The organism is Streptomyces sp. NPDC058195 (assembly GCF_042883525.1).
In the GTDB taxonomy this organism is placed as follows: Bacteria; Actinomycetota; Actinomycetes; order Streptomycetales; family Streptomycetaceae; genus Streptomyces.
The window spans coordinates 196,912-218,563 of the sequence record NZ_JBHVVM010000006.1 but is presented as its reverse complement, the minus strand read 5'-3'; the positions used below and the strand labels follow the sequence as shown (position 1 = coordinate 218,563).

The following is a 21,652-nucleotide window of genomic DNA, read 5'->3' as shown; positions in this document are numbered from 1 at the left end:
CATTCCCCGCTCACGCCCCGGCGCGCGTACGGAACGCAGCGTACGGGCCCCGGGGCGCGGAAGCGGGCCCCGGGGCCGGGATCGCGGACCCTGCCGGAGCCGGGGGGCTTGGCCGGGGCCTTACTGCATGGGGTAGATGTCCCCGCTCGCCATGCCGCTGACCTGCTCGCTCTCCGACGCGATCCGGTTCGCCTTCTCCTTCAGGCGGCGGCGTTCCTCGGGGTCGGAGGCACGCTCGGCCTCGGCGTTCAGGTCTTTCGCCTTGGCCCGCAACTGCTGCACGCGGCTGCGGAGTTCTTCGGATTCCTTCATGATCACTCCTTGGGTGTGCGAGCCCCCCGGCGGCAACGGGGCCCGGCGCCCAGGAAACCGAGGCCGATGCCGAGCATCCAGAAGTCCTTGGCCAGCGGAATGCCGTTCTGGCTGGGCCGGAGGCTGCCGGGCTCCCGCATGCCGGGAACGCGCAGGTACAGCCCGGCCAGTCCGCTGGAGAAACCGGTCAGCGCCAGCCCGGCCAGTCGGGTGGGCACGCACGGGGCGAGCAGTGTGGTGCCGACCGCGATCTCCGACCAGGCGAGCAGCCGGGTGAACCGCTCGGGCTCGATCTTCTTCAGGAACGGGTAGGCGATGCAGGCCATGCCGTGCAGCCCCTGGGCCGTCTCGGCGTCGGCCTTCAGCTTGCCGAGGCCGGAGTTCAGGATGAACGCGCCGGTGGCGAGGCGAGGGGGCGCGTCACGCGGTTCGTAGATCGTCCTCATCGGACCCTCCGTCCAGTACCGGGCCCCCCGTCGAGCTTAGCCAGAAGGCGCCGGTGGCGCTCTGCCGGACGGCTCGCGCCCCTGGCGCGGAGGGGCCGACGCGGAGAAGTCGACTTCTGTTGAACGTGGAGCAACCTCCGGGGCGCAGCCGTCGTCTTGATCCACAACAAGGGGGCGCACCAGCACCGCCAACACCACCAACACCGTCAGTGCGACCGGCACTGTCAGCACCACGAGCACCGCCAGCACCACAAGCGACAAGGTGCGCCCGATCCCCGTGAATCACCCAGGTCAGACCACCAGACAACTATGCACTGTATGTATACATAGAGCGCATAGTTGCCTCCCGCCGTGATCCGGCCGCGCAGGAAGGCCCCCATGCAGAGCAAGGCACTGGCACCCGAGTACCAGGGCGCCCTCACCAAGTTGTCCGTGAACTCCTCCCTCACCGACGTACTGGCCGAAGGCATACGCCACTTGAAGGAGGCCGAGCGCTCCGGATCGCAGCAGGAGGTGGCCCGGTGCGGACTCGCGGTCGCCGAGGCGCACCGCAGGCTCGGCAATGTGGCGGAGGCCGACCGGGCCTGGAAGGCCAGTTACCGCTCCGCCCGTTCGGCCGACGACCTCGGGGCGATGGCCTGGGCCCTGTGGAGCGGCGGTACCCTGGCCCGGCAGCGCGGTGAACTCCGGCTGGCCTTCCGGCTGCTGGGGCTGGCGGCCGACATGGGCAAGCGTGGCGGCGACATCGTCGCCCGCGGCTACTCCCTCGCGGGACTCGCGGAGACCGGCCGTATCCAGGGCGACTACCGGACGGTCGCGGCGCTGCACGAACAGTTGCTGGCCGAGGCGCGGGCGCGCGGCGAGGCGCGGCACACGGTGTGGGCGCTGGAGGGCATCGCCCAGATCCACCGCAACACGGGCTCGCTCGACACGGCCCTGGCCATGTTCGAGGAGGCGGCCGAGCTCGCCGGGAACGCCGACGACCAGCGGGGCCGGGCCTGGGCGCTGCGGGGCATGGCCGACATCATCTCGCTGCGGGACGACCCCGAGGCGGCCCTGGCCCTGCTCGCCGAGGCGGAAACGACCTGCCGCGAGATGAACCTGTCCAGCGCGCTCGCCTACAACCACAAGATGCGCGCCAACGTCCTGTTCCGGGCCGGGCGTTACGAGGAGGCCCGGGAGGGTTACACGGGGGCGCTCGCGGAGTTCCGCGCCATGACCGAGCCCCGGGGCGAGGCGCTGGCCCGGCTCGGTCTGGTCAAGTCGCTCGCCCGGCTCGGCCGTGACCGGCAGGAGACCGCGACGGACCTGGACGAGCTGCGCCGCACGCTCGGCCGGATCGGACTGCTCAACGCCCGCGAGATGGTCGACAAGGCGTACGCCGAACTCGGCGTGGCACCAGTCGGCGGCAGCACCGCCGAGGAGGGCCGACGACGATGACCGCATCACCCACGACCGAGCAGATCGCCGTGGTGGAGGTCCTCTCCCGCTGTCGTGAGCTCGTCCGCCCGGCACTGGTGCGGGCCGTGAAGCGGCTGCATCCGTGGCACGCGGAGATGGCCGCCTTCTCGCTCGGCTGGGAGCGGGTGGACGGCACTCCCGCCCCGGGCTCGCAGGGCAAGGGCGTACGCCAGGCCCTCACCCTGCTCGGCGCCGAAGCCGCCGGGGCACCGGCGCGGGACGCGGTGGCCGGCGCGGTCGCGGTGGAGCTGGTCCATGTGTTCTCGCTGCTCCACGACGACATCATGGACGGCGACGAGACCCGCAGGCAGCGGGCCACCGTGTGGAAGGAGTACGGCACGGGCCCGGCGATCCTCGCGGGCGACGCGCTCTTCGCGCTGGCCGTGCAGACCCTCGCCGAGGCGCCCGGGAGCCGGAGCGCGCCCGCGGTGCGGCTGCTCGCCTCGACGCTGGCCGATCTGGTCCGCGGCCAGGCCGACGACCTGCTCTTCGAGTCGCGGCCGTGGGTCGGGCCGGAGGCGGTCCAGCCGCAGGAGTACCGGTGGATGGCGGAGCACAAGACGGGGGCGCTGCTCGGCTGCGCGGCGGGCCTGGGCGCGGTGCTCGGCGGGGCTCCGGCGAGCACCGCCGAGGCGTTGCGCCAGGCGGGCCGCCACCTCGGGGTGGCGTTCCAGGTGGCGGACGACCTGCTCGGCACGTGGGGTGATCCGGAGGTCACGGGCAAGCCGGTGCACAGCGATCTGCTCCGGCGGAAGAAGACGTACCCGGTCCTCTCCGCGCTGGCCGCGGACCACCCCGCCGCCCGGCGGCTGGCCGCGCTGCTCGATGCCGGAGAGCCGCTGGGAGCCGTCGAAGCCCGGCGGGCCGCCGAACTCGTCGAGGAGGCTGGCGGACGCGCCGCCGCCCTGGCCGAGGCACAGCGCCAGCTGGCCGGAGCCCGTCGCAGCCTGGAGGGCGTCCCGCTCGTCCCGGCCGCGCTCGGCGAGCTGCTGGCACTGCTCCCGTACCTCGTCGAGCGCACCGCGTAGGGGACGCGCGGGGAGCGGCGGACGCACACGCGCCGCCCCGGGCGGGCCGGGCGTGGGAGGGTGGAAGGACCACCATGCGCTCTGCCCCGGGGAGGTGCCGGATGCCGGCGCAGCCGCTCGACGACACCACGCTGCGGGATCTGGTCGGCGATGCCGTCGCCGCCCCGTCGATGCACAACGCCCAGCCGTGGCGGTTCCTGTTCCGGCGTTCCAGCCGGACGCTCGCGCTGCGGGCGGAGTTCGGCCGCGAGATGCCCGAGGCGGATCCGTCCACGCGCGGTCTGCACGTGGGCTGCGGGGCGGCGCTGCTGAACCTCCGGGTGTCGGCCGCGCACCGGTGTCTCGACGCGGTGACCACGCTGTTCCCGCGCCCCGTCGAGCCCGATCTGGTGGCGACGGTCCGCCTGGACCCGGGTTCTGGTGGGCCCGGGGACGCGGCGCTCGCCGCGCTGCACCCGGCGATCCGGCTCCGCCGCACCAGCCGGTATCCGTTCGACGGCCGGGTGATCCCCGACGGCGTCCGCGCGCTGCTCGCCGACGCGGCCCGCCGCGAGGACGTCGCGTTCGCGTTCCTGGCGCCAAGCGACCTGGACGGCGTACTCGTACTGATCCGGGACGCCGAGGTGCTCGACCTGACGGACCCGGCGCGCGAGGCGGAGCAGCGCTACTGGACGCGGAGCCCGGGGGCCCGGATTCCGGCCGACGGCGTCCCCGACTACGCCTTCGGCCCCACCGACGCCTCGGGCCGGGCGCTGAACCGGGATTTCGCGGGCACCGAGGCCGTACCGGGCCGGGCCCACGCCCTGTTCGAGGCCCAGCCGCAGCTCGCTCTGCTCCGTACCGCGCGCGACCGCCCGGCCGACTGGCTGCGGGCCGGTCAGGCGCTGGAGCGCGTACTGCTGACCGCGGCGGCGCACGGGCTCGTCGCCTCGTTCGCGACCCAGCCCCTCGAATGGCCGGAGCTGCGCCGTCTGCTGCGTGAGGAGGCCCTCGGTACGGGGCATCCGCAGATGATCCTGCGTCTCGGCTACGGTCCCACGGGCCCGCCCACCCCGCGCCGCGCAGTGGACGCTGTGCTGACGATCGAGCCCTGACGGCGGGCCGAGCCGTCCGGCTTCCTGTACGGGAGCCTGGCCGGTGGCCCGTCAGAGGGTGGTGTCGCGGTGGGTGGGGCGGCCGTCGGCCGCGGTGAGCAGGACGGGCAGCTGGGCCAGGTCGGTGGCGGGGGTGGTGAGGGGGTTCTCGGCGAAGACGGTGAGGTCGGCGCGGTAGCCGACGGCCAGCCGTCCCCCCTCGTGCTCCTCGCCCGCCGCGCGGGCCGGGTTGAGCGTCATGCCCTGGAGTGCCTGGAGGGCGGTGAGCGCCTGGTCCGGGCCGTGCGGGGGGCTTGTGAGGTCGCGGGCGGGGCGGCGGTGACGGGATCCGGCCATCACTCCGAGCGGAGGACAGGGCGCGACGGGCCAGTCGGAGCCGAGGACGACGGTGGCGCCCGAGTCCCACAGGTCGCGGCAGCGCCAGGCGCGCGCGGCACGCTCCTCGCCGAGCCGCCGTGACCAGTTGTCGGTGTGGTCGGCGCGGGTGAATTCGCAGCAGTGGGTGGGCTGCATGGACGCGATGACGCCGAGTTCGGCGAAACGGCGCAGGGTGTCGTCCGGGACCGTCTCGACGTGCTCGATCCGGTGGCGGACCACGCGGTGATCCATACGGGCCGCCTCCCGCACCGCGTCGAGGACATGACGTACGGCGGCGTCGCCGATGGCGTGGGTGGCGGTGGGCACACCGGCCCCGTGGAGTGCGCCGATGACGGCGGTGAAGGCGTCCGGGTCGGGCCAGAGGGCGTGGGTGGACTCGCCGTGGCAGTCAGGCCGCTCCAGCCAGGCGGTGCCGTTGTCGATGGTGCCGTCCATGAAGAGCTTGACGCCCGCCACCCGCCACAGCCGCCCGCCGGTGCCCTGCTGCGCGACGAGACCGGCGACGGTCTCACGGTCGGCACCGGGCCTGCACCAGGGAGCGACCCTGAGCCGCAGCGGCAGGTCTCCGGCGTCGTCGAGCGCGGCGTACAGCGAGAGGCTCTCGCCATGGGCGTCCATGGCATGGCCGCCGGTGAGCCCGGAGGCGGCCATCTCCCGCAGGGCCGCGGCGAGGCGGGACCGCCGCTCGTCCGGAGCGGGCCGGGGTGCCGCCCGTTCGACCGGTTCGAACGCGGCCTCCTCCAGCAGCAGTCCGGTGGGGCGGCCCGCCTCGTCGCAGACGATCTCGGCGGACTGCCCGAAGCGGCGGGGGCCGTCGATGCCCGCCAGTTCCAGCGCCCGGGGGCTGGCCAGTACGGAGTGGGCGTCGAAGAGCATCAGGAGGGCCGGGATGTCGTCCAGGACCGGCCCGATGGAGGCGGACGCCACCGGCAGGCCGCCGAAGACGTTCGGGTCCAGCCCGTGGGCACGCAGCCACGCCCCGGGCGCCAGGGACCGGGCCTCCCGTGCCAGGGCGTCGCGCACCTCATCGAGGGTGGCACAGCCGGAGAGATCCAGGCCGTGCGCGAGTTCGGCACCCATGACGGGATGGAAGTGCCCGTCCACCAGTCCGGGCGTCACCACGGCGCGCCGGAGGTCGATCACCGTGGTCGCCGGGCCCGCGAGGGCGCGGACGCTCCGGTCGTCGCCGAGTGCGGAGATCCGTCCGCCGCTCGCGGCCAGGGCCGTCTGCGGGAGCAGCTCGCCGGTGACGACATCCAGGAGACGGGCGTTGAGCAGGACGAGGCCGGGATGCACGTACGGGCTCCTTCGGGCTGACTGGTCGATGAGCGGCACGGAGGGGCGAACGTCTCCGCCGCCCGCTCGACCGCTCCTGTTCCTTCCTGTTCATTCCGAAATATTCCAGAATGTTCTGGCGCGGCGACCGGACCGAGCGCCGGGTCCACGATCACCGCTCCCTTCGGCGCACCACGGCACCGATGCTATTGATCGCACAACCAATAGACAAGTGCGGGGGTATCCGCGCTACGCTCGGTCCATAGGTACGCAGCCCGGACACGGAGGCGGCCATGAGGGAGAACATCGAGTATTCGACCCCGTCGCAGGCCGAGGGCGAGCGGCTGGACGAGGACCGTGATCCGGCCGAGGAGCGCCACCCCGCTACCACGCGCACCCAGCCGTCCCAGGCGGAGGGCGAGCGCGGCACGGAGGACGACGAGCCCCGGCCGTGACCGGCAGGACACCACCCACCGCGCGGCCCCGGCCTTCGGCGCCTGGCCCGCGCGGTCCACGGCGGCCCCGGCGATATCGGCCGGGGCACAAGGGGCGGTGCCCACCCGTCCGGCATGACCAGCCCCGGCGAGAACGGTCCGCTCCCCGAGGGACGCGTGCGTGGCCCGGTCGGGGTTTCACTGTGTCCGCTGCCCGTACGCCGCGCGGGCGACGGCGACGCCTTCGCACCCGGTGGTGTCCTGGGCCGCGCGGGCCACCGTGGCACCGGGAATCCCCGCGGCGGCCCGGCGGAGCGCGGCACTCGCCTCCGGGGCCCAGCCCTCGGTCGGCGGATCACCGGGCGCGCCGGAGGCCACCCGCACCCGGGCCCGGGGCACCGGCGCGCCCGCGATCAGGGCGGGTACGCCGGAGGCGAGCGGCGGGACGGGGTCCACCGCGCACTCCTCCCATCGAGCCCCATCGAGGCGGGCGCGACGCCCCCAACGCCGGGTGAGGTGGCCAGGATTCCCGTCAGGAGGCGGAATCGACCTCGGCGAACCACGCGTCGGCGATCAGCCGGTGGCCGAGCGCGGTCGGGTGGACGCCGTCGCGGGCCAGCTCCGTCGCCGCCTTGCCCTCCGCGGCACGGGGCAGCACCAGATCCGCGCGGACCAGCAGGGCGTCGTGGGCGCGCGCGGTCCGCAGCACCGCTTCGGTACGGGGCGTCAGATCCTCGGACCACTTCTCCTGGTCCGGGGTGACCGGGAGCAGGAATGGGGTGATGACGACCAGGCGTGCGGAGGTCTCCCGCACCACCCGGGTCAGCAGGCCGCCGAGGCAGCTCTCGAACTCGTCGACGGGGCTGAGGAGTTCCTGGTCGTAGCGGCGCCAGGTGTCGTTGATGCCGATCTTGACGGTGACCACGTCGGGCCGGTGGTCGATGACGTCGGTGGCCCAGCGGGGTTCGAGGTCGTAGACCCGCTGGCCACTGATGCCCCGGTTGATGACGGCGGGGGCCTGCCCGCCGCCCGCGCGCTCGCCCAGGGTACCGGCGATCCGCTGGACGTACCCGTTGCCGAGCGACGCCGGGTCGGTGCGGTCGCGGCCCGCGTCGGTGATCGAGTCACCGATGAAGAGCAGGGTGTCCGTGTCCTTGATGTGCATGTTCTCGCCGTCCAGGGTGGGGATGGTGGAAGGGGCGCCGCTCAGCGCTGAGCCGCGACGCGCCGCAGCGTATCCGCCTCGCGCGCGAGTGCGGCGGGGTCGTCGCCGGGCACGAACTCCAGGAGGGCCTCCAGCGGGACGCCCCTTTGGCGGAGCAGTCCGAAGACGCGGGTCCACAGATCCCCGCGCTCCGCCAGCGGCAGCCGGCTGTTGCCGGGCCACCAGGAGAAGACATGGACCCCGCTGACCCGGTCGGCCAGTGCGCCGAGCCCGTCCAGCGCCTCTTCGTCGGGGGCGTTCTGCGGCGGCTGCCAGTAGCTGCGGAGATTGTCCGCACCCACTTCCTCCAGCAGCCGGACCGTGGAGGCGACGGTGTCGGTGAGGGTGTTGCCGTGGAATTCCAGGGCGAGTTCGAGCCCGTGGTCGGCTCCGGTCCGGGCCGCCTCCCGCAGCCCCGCGACGGTCGCGGCCCGTTGCTCCGGGGTGGCCTCCCGCGATCCGGTACCGCCCGCCCAGACCCGCACCCGGGGCGCCCCGAGGAGCACCGCGGCACGGGCGACGGGGGCGAAGCCGGACGGCTCGTCCGGTGCCGCCCGGAAGTAGGACCCGTACGAGCAGCAGCGCAGCCCGTACTGCCCGGCCGCGTCGCGGGCCGCGCGAACGGCGTCCGGGTCGCCGGGCGGCGCGTGCACGTCCGCTCCCCACTCCACCGCCGCGAGCCCCGCGTCACGGGCCAGACGGGCGACCTCGGCGACGGGCAGCCGCCGGAAGGTGACCGAGCAGATCCCCGGGGTGATCAGGGGGACGGGCGGCCCGCCCGGGGAGGGCGGGCCGCTCTGACGGTTCCGGCTCACGACGCGTTCGGACCCACGTCCGCGGTGGTGAGGGGGTGGCGGAGGGCCGCCGCGGTGGAGTACTGGTCCGCGCCGATGTCGCGCTTGCTGCCGCGCGGGTCGCCGTCGAGGTCGTCGGTCACGGACGTACCGGTCAGGGTGGCCGCGCCGATCGCCGGGCTGCCCGCCGAGAGCCGGGCGACGCCGTCCGCTCCCGTCACCAGCTTCGGGTCGGCACGGGTGAAGCCGCCCGCCGGGATGTTGCCGTCGGCGGCGGCGCCCCACAGCAGGTTGGTCTTCCAGGTGAAGTTGGTGGTCGTCCCCATCTCGACCAGGCTGCCGGTGCCGCCGACGAGCAGGTTGTCCGCGATCACCACGTCGCGGGGCTCGTACGCCCGGGACTCGCCCGACAGTGAACCGGTGTTGTTGTACAGGGTGTTGTGCACGATGATGGCGCGGTCGCAGGCGTCGTTGCCGCGTCGCTCCTCCTTCGTCTCGCCCGAGTTGTGGTCGCGGGTGGAACCGCTGCCGACGACCAGGGCCCGCTTGGACAGCCCGGCGAGGTAGTTGTTGACGATCAGGTGGTCGTTGCCGTAGATCCGTACGCCCTCCTCACCGCCGATCAGGTGGTTGCCCTCCACCCGGGAGCCGTTGCCGTGGCGCAGCACGATCCCGCCGCGGCTGTCGCGGATGGTGTTGTACCGGATGGTGTTGCCGGAGGACTTGACCGAGATGGCCTCGGGGTCGCCGTTGGCGCGCTCGAACAGGTTGTACTCCACGGTCGCGTTCGCGGCGGACAGGGCACGCTCGCTGACGCCGAGGCGGATGCACTCGCCGCCGTTGTCCCCGGCGAAGCTGTGGTCGGAGAAGTAGTTGCGGAAGATGTGGGTCTTCTGGGCCATGTCGGTCGAGCCGGGGCCGTCGACGATCAGGAAGATGCCCGTGGTCGTCTTGTTGTGGAAGTGGTTCCGGTCGATCTTCGTGTCGTTGGCCCGTACGACGACCCAGTACGGGTCGCCCCCGTCCGCGTGCTGGAAGTCGTTGCGGGTCAGCCGGATCGCGGAACAGGTCACCGGGATCTCCAGCGTGGTGCTCTGCCGGAAGGCGAAGCCGCTGATGGTGATGTTGCTCGAATTGGCGAGGACGAAGCCGCGTTCGCCCTTGAGCACCGCGCCGCCGCGGCTCTTGGACACGATGGTGATGGGCGCCGCGCCGGTGCCGTTCTTGCCGGAGATGTTGATCGCCCCGCCGGCGGGGACGGTGTACGTGCCGTCGGCCAGGATGATCCGGTCCCCGGGGACGGCGGCGTTGATGGCGCTCTGGAGCTCGGCCAGGGTGCTGACGGGCTTGTCGGCCGCCGAGGCGACGAAGGACATCGAGGTGCTGAGGGGCACGGCGGCGAACGCTGCCACCGCGGTGCCCCTGAGGAACGTACGTCGTTGCATGGTGCCTCCTGTGGCGACGAGTGCATGACGGGCCGGTCCGTTCAGCCCCCGCGCTGGACGTGCCGGTGGTGCGGGGCCGGGGAGGGGCGGCCGGTGCGGTCGTGTCCGGCCGCCCCCGCCCGGCGGGGGGGGTCAGCGGGCGAGCGGGCCCACGTCGGCCGGGGTGAGCGGCGGGGTCCGGGGCGCCCGCCTCGCGTACTGGTCCGCGCCGACGTCCCGCGAGCGGCCACGCGGGTCGCCGTCGATGTCATGGGTGACGGGCGGGTGCCGCAGGGTGCCCGCGCCGATGGCCGGGCTGTCCGGGGCGAGCCGGGCGACCCCGTCCGGTCCCGTCACCAGCTTCGGGTCGGTGCGGGTGAAGCCGCCGGCCGGGATGTTCCCGTCGGTGGCCGCGCCCCAGAGGATGTTGCCGGTCCAGGCGAACCGCACGGTGTTCGCCATCGCGACCAGCTCGCCCGAGTCCGCGACGAACAGGTTGTCCGCGACGGTCACATCGCGCGGCTCGTGGGGGCGGTGGCTCTCGCCGGAGAGGGTGCCGTTGTTGTTGACCAGGGTGTTGTACGCGATGAGGACCCGGTCGGGTGCGTCGTTGCCGCGCCGCGCCTCGGGGGTCTCGCCGGGCAGGTGGTCGCGTTCGGAGCCGCTGCCGATCACCATGGCCCGTCCGGCCAGGCCGGAGAGGTGGTTGTTGACGATCACGTGGTCGTTGCCGTAGATCCGGACGCCCTCGGTGCCGGAGAGGAGGTGGTTGGACTCCACCCGGTTGCGGTTGCCGTGGCGCAGGACGATGCCGCCGAAGCTGTCGCGGATGGTGTTGTGCCGGATGATGTTGTCCGAGCTCTTCACCGAGATGGCCTCGGGGTCACCGTTGGCCCGCTCGAACAGGTTGTACTCCACGACGGCCTGGGCACTGGACAGGGCACGGGGGCTGACGCCGAGCCGGATGGGCTCGCCGCCGTTGTCGCCGGGGAAGGTGTGGTCGGAGAAGTAGTTGCGGAAGATGTGGACGCGCTGCGCCATCTCGTCCGTACCGGCGCCCTCGACGCCCAGGTAGATGCCGAGGGTGGACTTTCCGTGGAAGTGGTTGTGGTCGATGGTGCTGTCGTCCGCGCGCACCATCAGCCAGTGCAGGCCCTCGATGTCGGCGAGCTGGAAGTCGTTGCGGCTGAGCCTGATGTGCGAACAGTTCGGCGGTATGTCCAGGGTGGTGCTCTGGCGGAAGGAGAAGCCGCTGATGGTGACGTGGCTGGACGCGTCGAGGACGAAGCCCTGTTCGCCGTCGAGGATGACGCCGCCGGGGGTCCGGGCCGTGATGGTGAGGGGGGCACGTGCGGTGCCCCGCTTGTCGCGGACGGTGATCGGCCGGCCGGACGGAACGGTGTACCGGCCGTCGGCCAGGACGATGCGGTCGCCCGGCTTCGCCCGGTCGATCGCGGCCTGGAGCTCGTCCAGCGAGGCGACGGCGGCCGGGGCCGGGGCCGCGCTCGCGGCGGACAGGCCGCCGGTGGCGGTGGCGGCGAGTGCCGCCCCGGCCGCCGCGGTACCCATGAGGAACGTGCGGCGTTGCATGGTGCCTCCGTGAGTGTGGTGGTGGTACGCGGGCCGTGCCGGTCTCAGCCGTCGGCCGGGTCCTGAAGGAACAACTCGATGACGGGTACGGGGGTGTCGGGGCGCTGCACGGGGATCTCAAGGGTGAGCGTTCCGGCGGGCTGTCCGCCCATCTCGGTGTTCTGCGCGGGGCGGTCCGGGTCGATGTGCACCCGGACGATCTCCGAGGCGTCGTTCAGCAGCTGGGCGTAGCGGACCCGCCCGGCGAGCCCCGGCAGGTGGAGATGGCGCAGTGGCCAGGCGAACAGGTGGACGTAGAGCCGGTCGCCGCGCTGGGTGTAGCGGCACTCGGGGGGTGCGGTGTACGGGGAGGGGCCGCAGCCGCGCACCGCGCGCTCGTGCAGATCCATCCAGCGGCCGATCCCGTCGAGGACGGCGACGGCGCGGGGTTCGAGGTCTCCGCGTCCGGTGGGGCCGACGTTGAGGAGCAGGTTGCCGTCCTTGGAGACGCCGTCGACGAGCATCCGGATCAGCAGGTCGGCGCTCTTGTGGTCCAGGTTGTCGCGGTCGTAGCCCCAGCTGCCGTTGAGGGTCTGGCAGGCCTCCCACAGGACGGGGCGGCCGTCCTTCGTCATCGGGCCCGAGGGCTGGTACTGCTCGGGGGTGATGAAGTCACCGGGCAGGCCGGTCCGGTCGTTGACCAGGATGTGCGGCTGGAGTTCGCGGACCGTCTCCAGCAGCTTGGCGGAATCCCAGTCGGCCGGGCCCTTGCCGCCCCACCAGATGCGGCCTTCGTAGGAGAAGTCGAAGAAGAGGTAGTCGACGCGTCCGAAGGAGGTCAGCAGTTCGCGGACCTGGCCGTGCAGATAGCGCTGGTAGTCGCGGATGTCGCGGTCGGCGTTGGCGGCCTTGAACGCCTCGTCGTCGCGCTGCGGGTGGGTGCCGTCCACGGGGAAGGACGGGTGGTGCCAGTCGATGAGGGAGTAGTAGAAGCCGACCTTGAGTCCTTCGGCGCGGCACGCCTCGACGAAGGGGCCGACGAGGTCACGGCCGTAGGGGGTGTTGGTGACCTTGTACTCGGTGAGGGCGCTGTCCCACAGGCAGAAGCCGTCGTGGTGCTTGGTGGTGAGCACGACGTACCGCATGCCGGCGGCTTTGGCTGTCCTGGCCCACTGGACGGGGTCGTAGCGGTCGGGGTCGAAGTGGTCGAAGTAGACCTGGTACTGCTCGTCGGTCAGCTCCTCCCGGTTCTTGACCCACTCGTGCCGTGCGGGCAGCGCGTACAGGCCCCAGTGGACGAACATGCCGAACCGGTCGGTGGTGAACCAGGTGGTGTCGGGGGCCTGGGGCACGGCGGGGGTCTCGGCGCTCGGGGTCATGGGCAATCGTTCCTTGTCATCGGCGCCCGGCGGGGGTGGCGGTGCGCTGGCGAAGGGGCGGTCGGTACGGGGCGGGCGGGGCGGGCGGCCCCGGTCAGCCCTTCAGGGCGCCGGAGGACAGTCCGTGCACGAAGGAGCGCTGGAAGAAGAGGAAGACGATCACGGAGGGCAGCAGCGCCAGCAGCGAGGCGGCCATCACGACGCCGGGGGTGACGGAGGGGTCGATCCGCAGGGTGCGCAGCGCGAGCGGGAGGGTGTACGAGGAGGAGTCGGTGGAGACCAGGAGGGGCAGCAGGTACTGGTCCCAGATCATGGTGAAGCCGAAGACTCCGATGACACCGAGCGCGGGCTTGCACATCGGGAGGATGATCTGCGCGAAGATGCGCAGGTCTCCGGCGCCGTCGATCCGGGCGGCCTCCTCCAGCTCCCGGGGCACGTCCTTCATGAACTCCGTCATCACCAGGATGGAGAATCCCCAGGCGCCCAGCGGGACGATCATTCCGGCCAGGGTGCCGATCAGGTTGAAGTGGACGACCGGCAGGTCGGAGAGGATCACGGAGAGCGGGAGGGCCAGGATCTCCTCGGGCAGCATCAGGGTGGCCAGGACGGCGACCAGCACCAGGGTCATCCCCGGGAAGACCTTCCGGGCCAGGGCGTATCCGGCGAGGACGGATACGGCCACCTGGAGGAGGAGCCCGAAGCCGACCACGAAGAAGGAGTTGAGCAGGTATCCGAGCACGCCCTGGTCAAAGGCGATCTTGAAGTTGTCCAGGGTGGCGCCGGTGGGGATGACACTCAGCTGTGTCGGGTCCTTGACCTGGCTGAAGGCACTGACCAGCAGGGCGAGCAGCGGCCCGGCGAAGACGATCAGGACGAGCAGGTAGGTGACGGCCTTCAGGATCCGTCCGCCGGGGCTTCGGCTCTCCGTCAGGCCCAGCGCGGTCTCGGTCGGCCCGTTCATTTGCTCTCTCTCCGTCGCAGCAGGTGGACGACGACTGTCAGGATCAGCGTCGCGAGGAACAGCAGGACGGCTCCCGCCGCGCCGACGCCGAGCCGGTTCTGCTCCAGCCCGAGCTTGTAGATCAGGGTCATCACGACTTCGGTGGACCCGTCGGGTCCGCCGTTGGTGAGGAGGAACACCTCGGTGAACACCCGCAGTCCGCGGATCGCGGCGAGGATGAACAGGATCGAGAAGACCGAGCGCAGTCCGGGCACCGTGACGTGCCAGACCCGCTGGAGGCGGGAGGCGCCGTCGACCTTCGCGGCCTCGTACAGGCCGCGGTCCACACCGGTCAGACCGGCGAGGAAGATCATCATGTCGTAGGGGGCGCCCCGCCAGATGCCGGTGACCATGATGGAGGCCATCGACGAATCGGGGTCGTTGATGAATCCGGAGGGCCCCAGGCCCACCAGGCCGAGCAGGGAGTTGAGCATGCCGTCCGAGCTGGGGTGGTACATGATCCGCCAGAGCTCGGCGACGACCGCGATCGGCACCACCACCGGAAGGAACGCGGCGGAGCGCACGAAGCCCAGCCGACGTCCCTGGCCCTCCATCAGCAGCGCGAGCACCAGGCCGAGTGCCATCGATCCGGCCGTCTGTCCGGCGGCCAGGACGATGGTGTGCCACGCGGCCTCGCGGAAGCCGTCGGACTGGAGCACCGTGGCGTAGTTGTCGCTGCCGACCCACCTGTTGCCGAGGTAGGGCTGGACGTCCTGGAAGGACATGGTCAGGGCGCTGACCATGGGGATGAACTTGAAGTACAGGAAGAGCAGCAGCGCCGGGGCCAGGAACAGCCACGGTGTCCACCGGCGGCCGGAGCGGGGGCTGTGCCCGCGGCGGCCGTCGGCCGCGCGGCCCGCCTTCCGGGGGGCGGGCCCGGCCTCGGGCAGAGTGGCCGGACCCGCCTGGTCGAGACTCATGACGCGGCGATTCCCTGTTCCTTGAGGATGTCGGCGAGCTGCTGGTCCAGCTCCTTGAGCTTGGTCCCGGTGTCCAGGTCACAGTCGGCCATCAGCGCGTTCACGGTGTCGGCGGTGGTCTGCCGGACCGGGGTCCAGTTCGGGATGGACGGCGCGTACCGGCCGGAGCTGCGGTAAATGTCCGCGTAGGTCTTCCAGCGCGGGTCGGGGCGGACCTGCGAGATGTCGACCGTCTTGTTGACGGGCAGCTGGACGGTGAAGCCGGTCTCGCCCTCCATGCCGGTCTTCTGGCCCTCGGCGGAGAGCGCGAAGTCGGCGAAGGCGTCCTGGCCCGCCATGTTCTCGGAGCCCGCCATCAGGTAGACGGAGCCGCCCTCGGCGAGCACGGTGGCGTCCTTCGGCCCCTTGGGCATCGGCACGACCTCGTACTTGTCCTTGCCGAGGGTCTCGTCGAAGCGGGGCAGCAGGTACGGGCCGACGACGAACATGCCGGTCCGGCCGGCCTCGAAGGTCTCGTTGGTGGGCGGGGTCTCCATGGTCACCGCGCCGGGCTGGATGACCTTCTTCTTGCAGCCGAGGTCGCGGAACCACTGCACGGCCTGGACCGATTCACTGGTGGTCATCGCGGGCTTGTACTTTCCGTCACCGGCGTCGGTGATGAAGTCACCGCCCGCCGCCCAGAGGAAGTTGGAGAAGTACCAGGAGGCGTATCCGCGCTTGGTGGACAGCGGGGCGGCGAGACCGTACGTGTTGTTCTTGCCGTCTCCGTCGGGGTCCTTGGTGGTGAACGCCTCGGCCATGGCCGCGAAGTCGTCCCAGCTCGTGGGGGCGTCCAGCTTCAGCTTCTCCCGCCAGTCCTTGCGGATGAGGAGGGCGGAGGCCTGGGCCGAGTACGGCAGGCCGAACTGCTTGCCGTCCACGCTCTTGCCGGAGTCCAGGCCCTGGCCGAGGATCTCCTTGCCGTTCTTGAGCTTGTCCAGGTCGATCTCCCGGAGCAGGCCCTGGCTGTGCATGGCCCCGAGCTGCGTCACGTCGTTCATGACGATGTCGGGGAGGTTCTTCTGTGCGGCCCGCTGCTGAAGCTTGGTCTCGAAGTCGTCGAAGATCGCCGTGACCTTGACCTTGAAGCCGGTGGACTTCTCGAAGGCGGCGGCGAGCCGGAGCGTGCCCTGCTCACCCGGCCCGCCCGGTGTCGTCCGGGTCCACAGTTCGAGCGGTGCCTTCGCGTTCTGCTTGGCATCCACTCCCGCAGGCCCTGAACTACAGCTGGTGAGGACGAGTGCGGAAGCGAGAACACCCGCACCGATCCACCGCGATCTCTGCATGACAACTCCTGTTTTCGCCGCATCACAGCTGGCCTGGAAAGCGCTTGCTCGGACGCTAACGGGGTCCGAATCCGTGGTCAATAGTCCGATGAATACAAAGTCTCGCGAAGATGAACGCACCCCCGGCCAGACGGGCTCCCCCTCACCCGCCGTCAGCGCGAGAACCCGCAGACGCCTGGGCCTCTACAAGAAAACGCCTGATGACGAGGCAATTTAGCTGCCCAGGGCAACGATCCCCCACCGCGACCCACTCACACCCCGACATCGCCGGGACGGCGACCGCGAGGGCCGGACGGTCAGACATCATCCGAGGTCTTTTCAATCATCCGATGTATCGTGCTGCACACACATCAGCCATGGCAATGAACAAGCCACGTCAATCTTCAACATCCGGTCAGACATTTCCCCACGCACCCGACCAGAGGTCACGAGCCGGGCCGCTGACGGCCCGTCCGCGCAGAGCCGAGGAGCACATCGCCATGAACGAGCCGGCACACCGACCGACCGCCCTGTTGGTCATGGAGGAGCGACGGAGGGCGGACGTCTATCCCCCCGAGGTCCTGGCCGAGATCGGACGTCTCACGCGGCTGCAGGGACCGCCCCTGACGCGCCAGCAGCTCGACGCCGCTCCGGAGGTGCTGCACGGGGTCGACATCCTGCTCACGGGCTGGGGCGCGCCCGTCCTGGATGCCGCCTTCCTGTCGCACGCCCCGCGGTTGCGGGCGGTCCTCGTCGCCGCCGGCTCTGTACGGCATCTGACCACGCCCGAGTTCTGGGCGCGTGAGATACCGATCGTCTCCGCCGCGTCGGCCAACGCCGTACCGGTGTCGGAGTTCACCCTCGCGCAGATCCTGCTCGGCCTCAAACACACGCACCGCCTCACCCGGGAGATGGCGAGCAGCCGCCGCTTCCCGTCCGACCCCCGGGTGCCGGGCGCCTACCGGTCACGCGTGGGCCTGCTCGGGCTCGGGCACATCGGCCGTCTGGTCGCCTCCCACCTCGGCCGCTTCGACGTCGAGGTCCTGGCCACCGATCCGCTCGCCTCCCCCGGGGCCGCACGGGAGGCGGGCGTCCGGCTGGTCGGCACCGAGGAACTGTTCGCCACCAGCCATGTCGTGAGCCTGCACGCCCCGCTGCTGCCCGAGACCCGTGGCGTGGTCGGGGCCCGGCTGCTGGCCTCGATGTCCCCGGGGGCGACCCTGATCAACACCGCGCGCGGCGCGCTCGTCGACGAGGCCGCCGCGGCGGAGGTCCTGCGCGCCAGGCCCGACCTCACCGCCGTACTCGATGTCACGCATCCGGAGCCTCCCGCCCATGACTCGCCACTGTTCACCCTTCCCAACGTGGTCCTGACACCCCACATCGGCGGTGCCCTCGGGGCCGAACGTCATCGTCTCGGAGAGCTTGTGCTCGACGAACTCCGACGCTTTATACATGACCTGCCTTTCGCGCACGCCATCGATCCGGCCCACGCGGCGTCGCTGGCCTGAGGCCACACAGGCCGTTACCCCAGGTGCGGCCCCGGTACAGCGGGGCCGCACACGCAACGTCAGCGAAACGTCAGTGAAACGTCAGTGCGAGGGACAAGAGTGCGAAGCGACGGACGGCCCAGCCCGGCGAGCCCGCGCCGGTCTCTCAGTGCGCCCGCCAGGTGAGCTTGTCGCCGCCCACCCAGCGCACCACGCCGGGATCGTCGAGGTCGTGGACGCGGATTCCGGCCGCCGAGGCGAGGGTGAGTACGTCCAGCATCGACGTCGCCTCGCCGACGACCTCCCCGTCGATCTCCACCAGACGGAAGGGCGGGTCGGTGCGCTGCACCCCCAGCACGACGATCCGGGGCATGGCGAGATGAGGACTGCTGCTTTCGGTCATGCCCAGATCGCTTCCACGCGACGGGCGACACTATGCCCAGGAGCGGAATGAGTGACTCCGCCCTGGTCGGGGCGGGTCCGGCCGGGCCGCCGGACGGCGGCCCGGCCCCCGGTCAGTCCTCGCCCTCCAGGTTTCCCTCCGTCTCCAGGTAGGCCTGGCGCAGGGCTTCGAGGACCGCCGGGTCGGGCTCGGCCCACATGCCCCGTGACTCCGCCTCCAGCAGGCGTTCCGCGATGCCGTGCAGGGCCCAGGGGTTGGCCTGCTGGAGGAACGCCCGGTTGACCGGGTCCAGGACGTACGTCTCGGTGAGCTTGTCGTACATCCAGTCGGCGATCACGCCGGTCGTCGCGTCGTAACCGAAGAGGTAGTCGACGGTGGCCGCCAGCTCGAAGGCGCCCTTGTACCCGTGGCGCCGCATCGCCTCGATCCACTTGGGGTTCACGACCCGGGCCCGGAAGACCCGGGAGGTCTCCTCGACGAGGGTGCGGGTGCGGACCGTCTCGGGGCGGGTGGAGTCGCCGATGTACGCCTCCGGGGCGGTGCCCCGCAGCGCGCGGACGGTGGCCACCATGCCGCCGTGGTACTGGAAGTAGTCGTCCGAGTCGGCGATGTCGTGCTCGCGGGTGTCGGTGTTCTTGGCGGCGACCGCGATCCGCTTGTACGCCGTCTCCATCTCCTCGCGGGCCGGGCGGCCGTCCAGCTCACGTCCGTAGGCGTAGCCGCCCCACACCGAGTAGACCTCGGCGAGGTCCGCGTCGGTGCGCCAGTCCCGGGAGTCGATGAGCTGGAGCAGACCGGCACCGTACGTGCCGGGGCGAGAGCCGAAGATACGGGTGGTGGCGCGCCGCTCGTCGCCGTGGGCGGCCAGGTCGGCCTGGGTGTGGGCGCGTACGTGGTTCTGCCCGGCCGGCTCGTCCAGCCCGGCGACGAGCCGGACCGCGTCGTCGAGGAGGCCGATGGTGTGCGGGAAGGCGTCGCGGAAGAACCCGCTGATGCGGAGGGTGACGTCGATACGGGGACGGCCGAGTTCGGCGGGCGGGATCGCCTCCAGTCCGGTGACCCGGCGTGAGGCGTCGTCCCACACCGGCCGGACGCCGAGCAGGGCGAAGGCCTCCGCCACGTCGTCGCCCGCGGTCCGCATGGCGCTGGTGCCCCACAGGGACAGGCCGACCGAGGTGGGCCAGTCGCCGTTGTCGGCGCGGTAGCGCTCCAGCAGCGAGTCGGCCAGGGCCTGGCCGGTCTCCCAGGCGAGGCGCGAGGGTACGGCCTTGGGGTCGACGGAGTAGAAGTTGCGCCCGGTCGGCAGGACGTTGACCAGGCCGCGCAGCGGGGAGCCGGAAGGTCCGGCGGGCACGAACCCGCCGTCCAGCGCGTGCAGCGCGTGGTCGAGTTCGGCGGTGGTGGCGGCCAGCCGCGGCACCACCTCGCGGGCCGCGAAGGCGAGGATGTCGGCGACCGCCGCCGGGTGCCCGGCCGCCACCGCGGCAACCGCGTCCGGCGCCCAGCCGGCGTCCTCCATCGCCTGGACCAGCGCGCGGGCCCGCTCCTCGGCCTGGTCGGCGGTGATCCGGGTCGCGGCGGACTCGTCGAGCCCCAGGGCCTCGCGCAGTCCCGGCAGCGAGGCCGTACCGCCCCAGATCTGACGGGCCCGCAGGATCGCGAGGACGAGGTTGACGCGGTCGGGGCCCGCGGGAGCGCCGCCGAGGACGTGGAGGCCGTCGCGGATCTGGACGTCCTTGATCTCGCAGAGCCAGCCGTCCAGATGCATGATGAAGTCGTCGAAGCCCTCGTCCTCGGGCCGGTCCGCCACACCCAGGTCGTGGTCGAGCTTGGCGGCCTGGATGAGGGTCCAGATCTGGGCACGGACCGCAGGCAGCTTCGCCGGGTCCATCGCGGCGATCTGCGCGTGCTCGTCCAGGAGCTGTTCCAGCCGGGCGATGTCCCCGTAGCTGTCGGCCCGCGCCATCGGCGGCACCAGGTGGTCGACGAGGGTGGCGTGCACCCGGCGCTTGGCCTGGGTTCCCTCGCCCGGGTCGTTGACCAGGAACGGGTAGACCAGCGGGAGGTCACCGAGCGCGGCGTCGGGGCCGCAGGCCGCGGAGAGTCCGGCGTTCTTGCCGGGCAGCCACTCCAGGTTGCCGTGCTTGCCGAGGTGGATCATCGCGTCGGCCCCGAAGCCGTTGTCGTCGGCACGGGCGGCGATCCAGCGGTAGGCGGCCAGGTAGTGGTGCGAGGGCGGCAGGTCCGGGTCGTGGTAGATCGCGATCGGGTTCTCGCCGAAGCCGCGCGGCGGCTGGATGAGGATCAGCAGGTTCCCGAACCGCAGGGCGGCGAGCACGATGTCGCCGTCCGGGTTGCGTGACCGGTCCACGAACATCTCGCCCGGGGCGGGGCCCCAGTGCTCCTCGACGGCCTCGCGCAGCTCGGCCGGGAGCACCGCGTACCAGCGCCGGTAGTCGGCGGCCGGGATGCGGACGGGGTTGCGGGCCAGCTGCTCCTCGGTGAGCCACTCCTGGTCGTGGCCGCCCGCCTCGATCAGCGCGCGGATCAGCTCGTCACCGTCGCCCGACACCAGGCCGGGGATCTCCTGCGTACCGAAGTCGTAGCCCGCGTCCAGGAGTCGGCGCAGCAGGGCGACGGCGCTGGCGGGGGTGTCGAGCCCGACGGCGTTGCCGATCCGGGAGTGCTTGGTCGGGTACGCGGACAGCACCAGCGCGATCCGCTTCTCGTCAGCCGGGATGTGGCGCAGCCGGGCATGGCGCACGGCGATCCCGGCGACGCGGGCGGCGCGTTCGGTGTCGGCGACGTACGCGGGCAGTCCGTCCTCGTCGATCTCCTTGAAGGAGAAGGGCACGGTGATCAGGCGGCCGTCGAACTCGGGCACCGCGATCTGGCTGGCGGCGTCGAGCGGGGAGACGCCTTCGTCGTTGTCCTCCCAGTCGGTGCGCGATCCGGTGAGGCAGAGGGCCTGGAGGATGGGGACGTCGAGACCGCTGAGGACGCCCGCGTCCCAGGACTCGTCGTCGCCGCCCGCCGATGCCTCGGCCGGCCGGGTGCCGCCCGCGGCGAGGACGGTCGTCACGATCGCGTCGGCGGCGCCGAGCGCCTCGATGAGCTCGGGTTCGGGGCTGCGCAACGAGGCGACGTACAGCGGCAGCGGCCGGGCGCCCGCCTCCTCGACGGCCCGGCACAGCGCCTCGACGAAGGCGGTGTTGCCGCTCATGTGATGGGCGCGGTAGTAGAGCACGGCGACCACGGGGCCGTCGGTGCGGTGGGCGGTGCGCTCCAGCGGGCCCCAGGAGGGGGCCGGGGCGGGCGGCTCGAATCCGTGCCCGGTGAGCAGCACGGTGTCGGAGAGGAAGCGGGCGAGCTGGTCCAGGTTGGCGGGCCCGCCGTGGGCCAGATAGGCGTGTGCCTCGGCGGCGATGCCGACGGGGACGGTGGAAGCGGCCATCAGCTGGGCGTCGGGGGCCTGTTCGCCGGTGAGCACGACGACCGGGCGGCCGGTGGCGAGCACCTGGTCGAGCCCTTCCTGCCAGGCCCGCACGCCGCCGAGGAGGCGGACCACGACCAGTTCGGCGCCGTCCAGGAGTCCGGGGAGGTCCTGGAGCGGAAGGCGGGAGGGGTTGGCGTAGCGGTAGGGAACCGGGCCGTCCGAGGCGCGGGCGCTGAGCAGGTCGGTGTCGGACGTCGACAGGAGCAGGATCATGCGGCGTCGGGCCTTCCTCGGGGTGTCC

Annotated in this window: 19 protein-coding genes; 5 read left to right on the top strand and 14 right to left on the bottom strand. The window is 72.0% G+C overall.

All coding sequences use genetic code 11. The features are described 5' to 3' along the window. Positions 1-120 precede the first annotated feature (120 nt). Both ACFVWY_RS10510 and ACFVWY_RS10505 read right to left on the bottom strand, forming a co-directional pair. Positions 121-312: a DUF6381 family protein gene (locus ACFVWY_RS10510; protein ID WP_389869482.1), complete on the bottom strand. Its 192-nt coding sequence runs from the start codon at positions 310-312 to the stop codon at positions 121-123. 2 nt (positions 313-314) lie between these two features. Beyond that, entirely contained in the window at positions 315-758 is a 444-nt protein-coding gene (locus ACFVWY_RS10505) for a hypothetical protein (RefSeq protein WP_389869479.1), read from the bottom strand. A gap of 378 nt (positions 759-1,136) precedes the next feature. On the opposite strand from ACFVWY_RS10505, the gene ACFVWY_RS10500 reads away from it, so the two are divergent. The 3 genes from ACFVWY_RS10500 to ACFVWY_RS10490 all read left to right on the top strand — a co-directional run bounded on the left by ACFVWY_RS10500 (position 1,137) and on the right by ACFVWY_RS10490 (position 4,341). Then, on the top strand, positions 1,137-2,198 hold the full coding sequence (locus ACFVWY_RS10500) for a tetratricopeptide repeat protein (protein ID WP_389869476.1): 1,062 nt from the start codon (positions 1,137-1,139) through the stop codon (positions 2,196-2,198). Beyond that, positions 2,195-3,247 carry a polyprenyl synthetase family protein gene (locus tag ACFVWY_RS10495; RefSeq protein WP_389869474.1) on the top strand — a complete coding sequence of 351 codons (1,053 nt, stop codon included), beginning with the start codon at positions 2,195-2,197 and terminating at the stop codon, positions 3,245-3,247. The genes ACFVWY_RS10500 and ACFVWY_RS10495 overlap by 4 nt, the downstream gene beginning before the upstream one ends. 101 nt (positions 3,248-3,348) lie before the next feature. Then, positions 3,349-4,341 (top strand): Acg family FMN-binding oxidoreductase, encoded by a 993-nt coding sequence (locus tag ACFVWY_RS10490; protein WP_389869471.1) that lies wholly within the window; start codon positions 3,349-3,351, stop codon positions 4,339-4,341. Between the two features lie 51 nt (positions 4,342-4,392). On the opposite strand, the gene ACFVWY_RS10485 is transcribed toward ACFVWY_RS10490, so the two are convergent. Continuing rightward, positions 4,393-6,015 carry an amidohydrolase gene (locus ACFVWY_RS10485; protein ID WP_389869469.1) on the bottom strand — a complete coding sequence of 541 codons (1,623 nt, stop codon included), beginning with the start codon at positions 6,013-6,015 and terminating at the stop codon, positions 4,393-4,395. Positions 6,016-6,287: 272 nt separating this feature from the next. Here ACFVWY_RS10485 and ACFVWY_RS10480 point away from each other — a divergent pair, with 272 nt between their 5' ends. Next, positions 6,288-6,449 (top strand): hypothetical protein, encoded by a 162-nt coding sequence (locus ACFVWY_RS10480; RefSeq protein ID WP_389869466.1) that lies wholly within the window; start codon positions 6,288-6,290, stop codon positions 6,447-6,449. Between the two features lie 177 nt (positions 6,450-6,626). On the opposite strand, the gene ACFVWY_RS10475 is transcribed toward ACFVWY_RS10480, so the two are convergent. From ACFVWY_RS10475 to ACFVWY_RS10435, 9 genes are all read right to left on the bottom strand, one after another. Beyond that, positions 6,627-6,884 (bottom strand): hypothetical protein, encoded by a 258-nt coding sequence (locus ACFVWY_RS10475; RefSeq protein ID WP_389869464.1) that lies wholly within the window; start codon positions 6,882-6,884, stop codon positions 6,627-6,629. A gap of 76 nt (positions 6,885-6,960) precedes the next feature. Next, positions 6,961-7,593: an SGNH/GDSL hydrolase family protein gene (locus ACFVWY_RS10470; protein ID WP_389869461.1), complete on the bottom strand. Its 633-nt coding sequence runs from the start codon at positions 7,591-7,593 to the stop codon at positions 6,961-6,963. 41 nt (positions 7,594-7,634) lie between these two features. Then, entirely contained in the window at positions 7,635-8,447 is an 813-nt protein-coding gene (locus ACFVWY_RS10465; protein WP_389869456.1) for a sugar phosphate isomerase/epimerase family protein, read from the bottom strand. Then, on the bottom strand, positions 8,444-9,871 hold the full coding sequence (locus ACFVWY_RS10460; RefSeq protein ID WP_389869454.1) for a polysaccharide lyase 6 family protein: 1,428 nt from the start codon (positions 9,869-9,871) through the stop codon (positions 8,444-8,446). Before ACFVWY_RS10460 ends, ACFVWY_RS10465 begins: the two co-directional genes overlap by 4 nt. Positions 9,872-10,003: 132 nt before the next feature. Beyond that, positions 10,004-11,440 carry a polysaccharide lyase 6 family protein gene (locus tag ACFVWY_RS10455; protein WP_389869452.1) on the bottom strand — a complete coding sequence of 479 codons (1,437 nt, stop codon included), beginning with the start codon at positions 11,438-11,440 and terminating at the stop codon, positions 10,004-10,006. Positions 11,441-11,484: 44 nt separating this feature from the next. Beyond that, positions 11,485-12,798, bottom strand: coding sequence for an alpha-L-fucosidase (locus ACFVWY_RS10450; protein ID WP_389869449.1), 1,314 nt, complete (start codon positions 12,796-12,798; stop codon positions 11,485-11,487). A 94-nt stretch (positions 12,799-12,892) separates the two neighbouring features. Continuing rightward, a complete protein-coding gene (locus ACFVWY_RS10445) occupies positions 12,893-13,759 on the bottom strand; it encodes a carbohydrate ABC transporter permease (protein ID WP_389869446.1) in 867 nt (288 codons plus the stop codon). After that, positions 13,756-14,718, bottom strand: coding sequence for a carbohydrate ABC transporter permease (locus tag ACFVWY_RS10440; protein ID WP_389869444.1), 963 nt, complete (start codon positions 14,716-14,718; stop codon positions 13,756-13,758). The genes ACFVWY_RS10445 and ACFVWY_RS10440 overlap by 4 nt, the downstream gene beginning before the upstream one ends. Beyond that, the gene (locus ACFVWY_RS10435) at positions 14,715-15,962 is read right to left on the bottom strand and encodes an ABC transporter substrate-binding protein (RefSeq protein WP_389869442.1); all 1,248 of its coding nucleotides are present in this window, start codon (positions 15,960-15,962) and stop codon (positions 14,715-14,717) included. The genes ACFVWY_RS10440 and ACFVWY_RS10435 overlap by 4 nt, the downstream gene beginning before the upstream one ends. Before the next feature lie 560 nt (positions 15,963-16,522). Here ACFVWY_RS10435 and ACFVWY_RS10430 point away from each other — a divergent pair. Beyond that, positions 16,523-17,533 (top strand): hydroxyacid dehydrogenase, encoded by a 1,011-nt coding sequence (locus ACFVWY_RS10430; RefSeq protein ID WP_389869441.1) that lies wholly within the window; start codon positions 16,523-16,525, stop codon positions 17,531-17,533. Positions 17,534-17,678: 145 nt separating this feature from the next. On the opposite strand, the gene ACFVWY_RS10425 is transcribed toward ACFVWY_RS10430, so the two are convergent. Together ACFVWY_RS10425 and cobN are read right to left on the bottom strand one after the other, a co-directional pair. Further along, entirely contained in the window at positions 17,679-17,915 is a 237-nt protein-coding gene (locus ACFVWY_RS10425; RefSeq protein ID WP_389869440.1) for a hypothetical protein, read from the bottom strand. Between the two features lie 112 nt (positions 17,916-18,027). Further along, a complete protein-coding gene (cobN, locus tag ACFVWY_RS10420; RefSeq protein ID WP_389869438.1) occupies positions 18,028-21,624 on the bottom strand; it encodes a cobaltochelatase subunit CobN in 3,597 nt (1,198 codons plus the stop codon). Positions 21,625-21,652: the final 28 nt, after the last annotated feature.